Genomic DNA, 9404 nt, shown 5'->3' on the forward strand with positions numbered 1-9404 from the left:
ATCTGGAGACTTTGACATGACGACCCTTGGCACCCCGCTTTCCCCTTCGGCCACCCGCGTGATGCTGCTCGGCGCGGGCGAACTGGGCAAGGAAGTGCTCATCGCGCTGCAGCGCCTGGGCGTGGAAACCATTGCGGTGGACCGCTATGACCACGCGCCGGGGCAGCAGGTAGCGCACCATGCCCGCACGATTCAAATGACCGATCCCGAGGCTTTGCGCGCGCTCATCCTGACGGAAAAACCGCATCTGGTGGTGCCGGAAATCGAGGCCATCGCCACGCCGGTGCTCGAAGAGCTGGAGGCTACCGGTGTGGTGACCGTCATTCCCACAGCCCGCGCGGCGCGGCTGACCATGAACCGCGAAGGCATCCGCCGACTGGCCGCCGAAGAGCTGGGGCTGGCTACCTCACCCTATGCCTTCGCCGATTCGCTGGAGGAATTGCAGGCCGCGATCGATGGCGGCATCGGCTATCCCTGCGTGGTCAAGCCGGTGATGAGTTCCTCGGGCAAGGGGCAGAGCAAGCTCGACGGCCCTGCCGACGTGCGCCCCGCCTGGGAGGCGGCAATGTCGGGCGGGCGCGTGGCGCAGAGCCGCGTGATCGTCGAGGGCTTCATCGACTTCGACTATGAAATCACCCAGCTCACCGTGCGCAGCGTGGGCGCCGACGGCGCTGCACGCACCGACTTCTGCGAACCCATCGGCCATGTGCAAGTGGCCGGCGACTATGTGGAGAGCTGGCAGCCGCAGCCCATGAACCCAGTGGCGCTGGAGCGCAGCCGCGACATGGCGCGGCGCATCACCGAGGCGCTGGGCGGGCGCGGCATTTTTGGCGTGGAACTGTTCGTCAAGGGCGATCAGGTCTGGTTCAGCGAGGTCAGCCCGCGCCCGCACGACACCGGGCTGGTCACCCTCATCACCCAGTGGCAGAGCGAGTTCGAGCTACACGCACGGGCCATACTCGGCCTGCCGGTGGACCCGTCGCTCAAGACCGCGGGCGCCAGCGCGGTGATCTACGGCGGGGTCGAGGCGTGCGGCGTGCGCTTCGAAGGGGTGGAGGCGGCGCTGGCCATACCCGGAACTGATCTGCGGCTGTTCGGCAAACCCGAGAGCTTCGTCAAGCGCCGCATGGGTGTGGCGCTGGCCCGCGCCGAATCGACCGACGCCGCGCGCACCAATGCCAAGCTCGCCGCGAAGCAGGTACGGGTGGTGGCGTCAAGCTGAGCGCAAAGTGCGGCGCCGCGCCGGGGCTCATCCCGGCAGGGTGGGATGCAGCGAGCTGTCGAAGCCGCCCGAGCGCGAGTCGGCGTCGCGGCCCGCTTGGCGCGACGCCGATTCCGCCGCCATGGGCGGAATGTTCACCAGCACCAGATTCCAGAACTGATGCCGCACCACGCGGCTGTGCGCCTTGAGCTGCGCGGCCTGCGCCGGCTCGATCGGCGTCCTGGTCGCAAGCTGCTCGCGCAGCCGGGTGTGAAAGATGTGCAGCTCGCGGATCAGGCGCAGGAAAGCGGGCCGATCTTCATACATCGCCTGATGGGTCTGGCACCAAAGACCCAGCTCGCTTTGCAGTGCGCCGTTCGGCTTGAGAAACTGCTGCCGCTCGCTCTCGCTCAGGGTGTCTTGCTGCGCGCGCAGCGCCACGGCGTTGTGCCACACCAGCGCCTGGATGGCATCGGCCGAGATGGCCGGCTGGTGGCGCAGAGAGGCCGTCCAGGGGATGAGTTGGGGCCAGTTGGCCAGCCAGACTTCGAAGTCGGACAGCGACAGCGGCGGCGAAATGGCGTAGCCCTGAAAGCGCCGACAACCCATGGACGACAACGCCAGCGCATGCTGCGCCGAGCTCACGCCTTCGCCGATCACTTCCAGCCCCATCAGCTCGGCGATACGCAGCAGGCCGTAGGAAATGCTCAGCCCCGCGCCGCTGGTGAACAGGTCATGGGTGAAGCTGCGGTCGATCTTGACTGAGGTGATTTCGAGCTGCTGCAGGTGGATCAGGCTGGCGCTGCCGGTGCCGAAGTCGTCGAGGATGACCTGCACGCCCAATTGACGGCATTGCGCGACCATGAAGCGCGCCATCGCGCCGTCGAGCTCAGAGCCATGCTCGGTCAGCTCCAGCGCCAGCAGGCCGGGCGGGCACTGCGGGTGCTGGGCGAGCACGCTGCGCAGGTCGGAGAGAAATTGCGGATCGAGAAAATGCCGCGGACTGATGTTGACGCTGATCTGCAGCGCGCGCCCCGCACCGAACCACGCGTCGGCCTGGCGCATGGCCGCGGCCAGCACGAAACGGCCTACCGCCACGGCCAGCGTGTCGTCGTCGAGCACCGCCTCGAAAGTCGCCGCGCGGTGCAACCCCGCCGCGTCGCGCAGCCGCAGCAGGGCTTCGGCGCCGTCGATCTGCGCCTGAGGCTCTGCGTCTTTGGCGGCCGATGCCGCCTGCAGCGACAGAATGGGCTGGTACTGCAGCTCCAGCCGGTTGTCGCGCAATGCCGACTGCACCCATTGCAGCTTGCGGTGCCGCTCCTGCATGGCGTCTTCCATCTGCTGGTCGAAGATGCGGTATTGCTGCCGACCGTTTTTCTTCGCCGAGTACATGGCCATATCGGCCCGCCGCACCAGCGTTTCGGCGTCGACGGGCGCATCGGGCTGCTGCACCACCAGACCGAGCGACAGCCCGATCTGCAGGCTGTTGCCCTGAATGATGAACGGCGCTTCGATGCAGTTCACCAGCCGTTTGGCGATGTAGCTGAGCTGCTGCTCGGTGCTGTAGCCGGGCAGCAGCACTACGAACTCATCGCCGCCGAAACGCGCCAGCAGATCGCCCTCGCGCAGCACGGCACGCAGCCTTTGCCCCACGGCGACCAGCAACTGATCGCCAACGATGTGGCCCAGCCGGTCGTTGACGGATTTGAAGCGGTCGAGATCCATCAGCCCGATGGTCAGCGTCTGGCCTGGGTGGCGGCGCATCAGGTCGTTGAGATGATCGAGAAAGATGCGGCGATTGGCCAGTCCGGTCAGGTCGTCGCGCAGGGCGAAACGGCGCAGCGCCTTGAACGCCTTGGTCAGCCGCAGGTTGTCCTTGATGAGCGCGCGGTTGAAACCCTCGACGGTCATCATGAGCGTGGCGCCGAAGGCGAGCACCGCCAGCAGGGCAGCCCAGGCCAGAATGCGCTGCTGCCCGCCCTCCATGGGCAACTGCATCTGCCCCGGGCTCAGACCGATCGCCACTCCGCTGAGCACCAGAAGCAGCAACAGGCTGGCGGCCGTCTGACTACGGCGCACATGCAGCGCGGCGATTGGAATCAGCGCAAACAGCGGCAGCACGAACAACGCCCCCACCGACGGCAGAAGGGCGAAGAACAGGAACTGCAGCCCGACGTTGAGCAGCAGGAACAGCGTGGCCGGAAAATCATCCCCGCTGTTCCGTCCCCGGGGAAAGTACAGCATCCAGTTGAGCAGGAGCAGATTGACCGTCACCCCGAGCAGGCCGTAGGCGACGGCAGCCAGCCAGGGCAGCAGCCCCGCCGCTGCATAGGCGAGCAGCAGCACCGCGTAGAGCACATAACCTGCGAGGGTGCGGTTCAGCAGGGCGGTGGACGGTGCGGGGCGGTTGTCTTGGTTTTGAATGGGGGCGCGCTGCGTCATGTTCAGCCTGGGTCGCGGCACGCATCATGCGGGCACCCCGCGAGTGGCGGAGGCCGGACATGCTGTGCACGAGCGGAAGCATCTTGTTGTGATGGAGTGTCCATGCGGCGCAGAGTGAAAGCAAGCGGCAAGGCCTGCAGCGCCCGCTCATTTCACCAAAAAATGCTCACCGAACGAGTTTGAGTGCCGGTGGGATGGAGGGCGCGTCGATGGAATCTGCCGGAACCGGGTCGAACGCGCTGTTGAACTCGGCCGTGTTGACTTCGGCCAGATCGGACTCGACGGACTTGTCGACGCCCAGCAGAATCAGATTCCAGAACTGGTGCCGGATGATGCGGCTTTGCTCGCCCAGTGTCTTGATTTTGGCCGACTCAGGGCCCGGCGGGGCCTCGGCCAGTTCTTCGCGCAGCCGGGTATGAAACACATGATGTTCGCGCATCAACCGCAGAAATCCGGGACGGTTGCTGTAACGCGCGCCGTTTTCGTGGCACCAGAGACCCAGGGCGCAGGCGGTCTGCGCATCCGTCTTCATGAGCTGGTTGCGCTCTTCCGAGCTGATGGTGCCGCGCTCGGCGTGCAGCGCCGTATTGTTGTGCTGCACCAGGGCGTGAATCGCATCGGGCGAGATGTGCGCCTGCTTGGGCAGCAAGGCCGCCCAGGGCAGTTGAGAGCGCCAGGTGGCGAGCCAGGCATCCATGGCTTCGGCAGTCATCGGCCGGGCGATGGCATAACCCTGAAAACGGCGGCACGACATGGAGGCCAGCGCCAGCGCGTGTTGCGGCGTGCTCACGCCCTCGGCCACCACGGCCAGGCCCATCAGCGCGGCGGTGCGCAGCAGCCCGTAGGTGATGCTCAGCCCGGCGCCGCTGGTAAACAGGTCGCGGGTGAAGCTGCGGTCGATCTTGACCGACGAGACTTCGAGTTGCTGTAGATGGGTGAGGCTGGCGCTGCCGGTGCCGAAGTCGTCGAGCGCGACCCGCACGCCCAGATGGCGGCACCGGCTGACGACAAAGCTGGCCATGCGGCTGTCAAGCTCGGAGCCATGCTCGGTGACTTCGAGCACGAGCCGTTCCGGCGGACATTGCGGATGGCGTTCCAGCGCGGTGCGCAGGTCGGAGAGGAATTGCGGGTCGAGAAAATGTCGCGGGCTGATGTTGACGCTGACCTGAATATCCCGGCCCTGCAGATGCCAGCGCTGCGCCTGATCGAGCGCGGCAGAGAGCACGAAACGCCCGACTGGCACACCCAGTTGCTCGTCATCCAGCACCGACTCGAACGCGCCCGCCGTATGCACGCCGTCGGCGTCGCGCAGGCGCAGCAGCGCCTCGGCACTGTGGACGCTGACGACGCCCGCGGCCGTGCCGCCTTCGAACGACAGAATGGGCTGGTAGTGCAGTTCCAGCCGGTTGTGGCGCAGCGCGTCGAGCACCCAGTTCAGCTTGCGATCGCGCTCCTGCAGGGCGTCTTCCATGTGCTGGTCGAAGAAGCGGTACTGCTGGCGGCCGCCTTCCTTGGAGGCATACATCGCCAGATCGGCGCGGCGCATGAGGGTGAGCGCATCCACCGGCTGCGTTTGCTGCTGGATGACGATGCCCAGCGACAGCCCGATCTGCAGCGCGTGGCTCTGCACCACGAACTCCTGCTCCATGCTTTTGACCAGCCGGTCGGCCACGGCGCGGAGCTGATCGAGCGAGGTGTACCCGGTGAACATCACCACGAACTCGTCTCCGCCCAGCCTCGCCAGCACATCGGTCTGGCGCAGCACGCCGCGCAAGCGCTGACCCACGGCCACCAGCAGTTGATCTCCCACCGAATGGCCCAGACGGTCGTTGACGATCTTGAAGCGGTCGAGGTCGATCATGCCCACGGCCAGAGCCTGATGCGGATGCTTGACCAACGTGGCGCTCAGTTGCTGCATGAACGCCCGGCGGTTGGCCAGGCCGGTGAGATCGTCGCGATGGGCGATGGTGCGATAGGTCTTGTACTCGTCGCGGATCTGCTCGTTGTGCTGCACCAGCTTGCGGCTGAAGCGCTCTTTGAACAACTGCGTGGCCATGCTGAAAGCCAGCGCTTCGGTGAACGCAACCCACAGCAGCGCCTGCTGCGCCCAGCCATTGGTGGGAATGCTCCAGTTGCCATCGCTCAGCAGCAGGGCGATCAGTGTCATCACCGCGATCAGGCCGTACATGAACACGATCTGGCGGCGGCGAAAGCGCAGCACCTCGACGGGCACGATGCCGATCAGGATCAGCATGGCGATGAAAGCAATCTGCGGTTGCCAGATCGCAAAGCCCAGCTGCACGCCCACGTTGAGCAGCAGAAAGACGTAGGTGGGGTAAGTTTTGGTGCGAACCGTCTCGTCGCTCAGGCCCTGTATCCAGAAATACAGCCCGATGTTGACCAGCGCCCCGGTCAGAAAGTAGGCCCAGGCCACAAAAGTGGGCAGTAGCCCGATCAGCCCGTAGCCCAGAATCGTGAGGGCGCCCGCCGCGTATCCGGCCAGATTCAGCGCCAGCAGGGCCCGTTGCGGACGCCGCGATTTGTTGGAAGGGTGGGATTGATCCATCGGTGCGAAAACGGATTGCAGCTTGTCTCAGTCTGGGGCGAGTCGCCCTGGATGTTGCAGGTCTGTATTGGAGGTCAACGGAACTGCCGTAGTTTAGGGATTGACCTTGAGGGTCACTGTAAATTAGGTGCGATCATCTGACTGAAACGTACTTTTTCCACACAACTCTTTACGTTTTCGCCGCAAGCGTGGCGAAAAGGGTCTGCTGCGCAACAGTCGAGCATTTGCTTGATCTGCATCAAAGCGGAGGTGGATGGAATCGCCTTGATCTCATGTAACTAATTGATACTCACGCTTTCTTTTTGAAAGGAAGTCCATGAAAAAAGCTCTGTTGACCGTCGCCCTCTCCGCCCTGGCCTTTTCGTCGGCCGCGTTTGCGCAAGAAGCGAAAAAGCCGCTGACCTTCAGCGAAATCCAGACCATCCGCATCATGGCCGGCGGGGTGGTGGGCAATGCCCTGGCCCAGACCATGCAGCGCCCGCATCTGGGCATCCTGACCAACCGTTCCGTGATCTGCAACGATCTGGCCGGCGGCATCGGCGGCACGTTGACGGTGAACAAGGCCGACTCCCAGCTGACCTTTGAGTCGGTGAAGGACAAGGCAGAGATCACCCCCGCCGTCGCCCACCTCCTGCCCTCTAACGGCATTTACCTCGCCTTTGGCGGCGAGTGGAAGAAGGAAGAAAACATGGCGCTGCTTGAAGTTGCGCTAGAACAACTGGCCGAGCACAACTACAAGGGCAGTGTGATTTTCCACGTCACGACTTGGGCGCAAAAGCAGCCGCAAGAGATCGCTGCGCGCAACCCCAAGATCGCCAAATATTTTGAAACTGCCACCCTGCGCGCCGTCACGCTGGATCTGAACAAAAAAGAGGCCATGATCAACAAGATCACTTTCGACGGCAAAGACTACAAACTCAACGTCGCCGCCACCGCCCCGATGCGCGACGACTTGGTGGAACTGTTCAAGCGCCAGTAAACCCGGCGGCAGTAAACGCCTCGTCTGCACAACGCCCCACAACACCCCGCCCCGGCGGGGTGTTGTGCTTTTCAGCTCGGCGCAAAAGCAAGTTGTGCTGCCGCAGCGGTGATTCATGTCCTGGCGGACAATCACGCAACACCGCCAGCGCTGATCCTTCCTCGTTTTTTTGTCGCCCAACCCGTTGTCTCAAATCCCCCCTTCCGCTGAACAGCCGTCGCCGATCACGGACGACTCGGCTCAGCAAGGACGCCCGCTGGTCGCCATCATCGTGGCCATCGCCTTCCTGATGGAGCAACTCGACGCCACCATCGTCACCACTGCCATTCCCGACATGGCGCGCTCGCTGCAGGTCAGCGCGGTGCAGATGAGTCTGGCGGTGAGCGCCTATGTGTTGACCCTGGCCGTGTTCATTCCGCTGAGCGGCTGGTGCGCCGACCGCTTCGGCGGGCGCCGCGTGTTCGTGGCCGCTCTGGCGCTGTTCACCACCGGCTCGGTGCTGTGTGGGCTGGCCGACAGTTTTCCCATGCTGGTGGCCATGCGGGTGTTGCAGGGTTTGGGCGGGGCGATGATGACGCCGGTCGGGCGCCTCATTCTGCTGCGCAGTTTTCCGCGCTCGCAGCTGGTTCGCGCCATGACCTATGCGACGCTGCCCGCCATCATCGGGCCGGTGATCGGGCCGCTGCTCGGCGGCTATCTCACCACGGCGCTGTCATGGCGCTGGATTTTCTATGTCAACCTGCCTTTCGGTCTGCTGGGCATGGCGCTGACCTCGCGCTTCATCCGCGACGTCGATGCCCCTGCGCCGCCAGCCTTCGATCTGTGGGGCTTCGTGTTGTTCGGCCTGGCGGTGGGCTTGGTGCAGGTCTGTCTGGAAGGCGCTGACCATCTGCCGGTCGCCTGGCTGGCCGCGCTGCTGTTGGGCGCGTTGGCGCTGCTGGGCCTGTTTTGGCGTCACAGCCGCGGCCGGTCGCATCCGGCGGTCGATCTGGGCCTGCTGCGCGAACGCGCCTTCGGCATTGCCACCCTGGCGGGCGGGCTGTGCCGCATTGCGATGAACGGCCCGGTTTATCTGTTGCCGCTCATGCTGCAACTCGGGCTGGGCATGAGCCCGGTGCAGTCGGGCGCGCTCACCTTTCTGTCGGCCGTGGCCTCGCCGGTGGTGCGGGTGTTCGTCGGCACCGCCCTGCGGCGGCTGGGTTTTCGCACCCTGTTGCTGATCAGTGCCCTGGCCTGCACCACCAGCCTGTGCACCTTCGCCCTCATCGGGCCGCACACCGAAACGGCGTGGATTGCGGCGGCCATCGTGTTCTACGGCCTGGTGCGCTCCACCCAGTTCATGACCTCCAACACCCTGGCCTATGCCGACATTGATGCTCAACGCCTGAGCCGCGCCACCAGTCTGGGCGGGCTGCTGCAGCAGCTCACCGTGAGTTTCGGCGTTTCACTGGGCGCTGCGTGGCTGGGCCTGTTCACGCCCCACCACTTGATGCCCTCGCTGGCGACCTTTCATCTCTCTTTTCTACTGCTGGCTGCGCTGCCGCTGCTCGCCTTGCCCGTCTTTACTCGCCTGCAGCCGCACGACGGCGCCATCGTCAGCGGGCACAGGGCGCCGCCGCAGCCCGAAACGTGACAGTTGATCGCAGACGCACAATGCTGGGTTTCCTTCCCGACATAGTCACGTCATGGCGCTGAAAGCAACGATTTACAAAGCCGACCTGCAGGTGGCCGATATGGACCGGCATTACTACGCCGACCATGCCCTGACCCTGGCCTGCCACCCCTCCGAGACCGAGGAGCGCATGATGGTGCGGGTGCTGCTCTACGCGCTGTACGCGCAGGAGGGCATCGCCCTGACCAAGGGCCTGTTCGATGTGGACGAGCCCGACATCTGGGTGAAAGACCTTACCGGCGCGATCAAGCTGTGGATCGACATCGGTCAGCCCGATGAGAGCCGCGTGCGCAAAGCCTGCGGGCGCGCGGAACAGGTTGTCGTGGTCTGCCATGCCAGCAGTTGCCCGGTGTGGTGGAAGCAGAACGCGGGCAAGCTCGCGCGGCTGAAAAACCTCACCGTGTTGCGTCTGCCGCCTGAGGTCAGCCAGGCTCTGGGTGGCCTCACCGAGCGCACGATGCAGTTGCAATGTCTGGTGCAGGATGGCGCGGTGTCGCTCAGCAGCGCAGCGGCAACGATTGCTGTCGAACTCGAAACGCTGCAG

6 protein-coding genes are annotated in these 9404 nt (G+C 64.6%); 4 read left to right on the top strand and 2 right to left on the bottom strand.

What is annotated here, in order from left to right; translation table 11 throughout:
- The first annotated feature begins 16 nt into the window (after positions 1-16).
- Positions 17-1222, top strand: a complete 1206-nt coding sequence (gene purT, locus AC2VLV_RS01230) for a formate-dependent phosphoribosylglycinamide formyltransferase (RefSeq protein WP_486988271.1) — start codon at positions 17-19, stop codon at positions 1220-1222.
- A 27-nt stretch (positions 1223-1249) separates the two neighbouring features.
- Here the strand turns inward: purT and AC2VLV_RS01235 are convergent, their stop codons facing one another.
- Positions 1250-3643 (bottom strand): putative bifunctional diguanylate cyclase/phosphodiesterase, encoded by a 2394-nt coding sequence (locus AC2VLV_RS01235; protein WP_486988272.1) that lies wholly within the window; start codon positions 3641-3643, stop codon positions 1250-1252.
- A gap of 166 nt (positions 3644-3809) precedes the next feature.
- On the bottom strand, positions 3810-6209 hold the full coding sequence (locus tag AC2VLV_RS01240) for a putative bifunctional diguanylate cyclase/phosphodiesterase (protein ID WP_486988273.1): 2400 nt from the start codon (positions 6207-6209) through the stop codon (positions 3810-3812).
- 316 nt (positions 6210-6525) lie between these two features.
- On the opposite strand from AC2VLV_RS01240, the gene AC2VLV_RS01245 reads away from it, so the two are divergent.
- From AC2VLV_RS01245 to AC2VLV_RS01255, 3 genes are all read left to right on the top strand, one after another.
- Positions 6526-7188 (top strand): hypothetical protein, encoded by a 663-nt coding sequence (locus AC2VLV_RS01245; RefSeq protein ID WP_486988274.1) that lies wholly within the window; start codon positions 6526-6528, stop codon positions 7186-7188.
- Positions 7189-7372: 184 nt separating this feature from the next.
- Positions 7373-8821, top strand: coding sequence for an MDR family MFS transporter (locus AC2VLV_RS01250; RefSeq protein ID WP_486988275.1), 1449 nt, complete (start codon positions 7373-7375; stop codon positions 8819-8821).
- A gap of 52 nt (positions 8822-8873) precedes the next feature.
- On the top strand, positions 8874-9404 hold a 531-nt coding region (locus AC2VLV_RS01255), incomplete at its 3' end, for a YaeQ family protein (RefSeq protein WP_486988276.1).

The organism is Thiomonas sp. TH-17 (assembly GCF_057473305.1).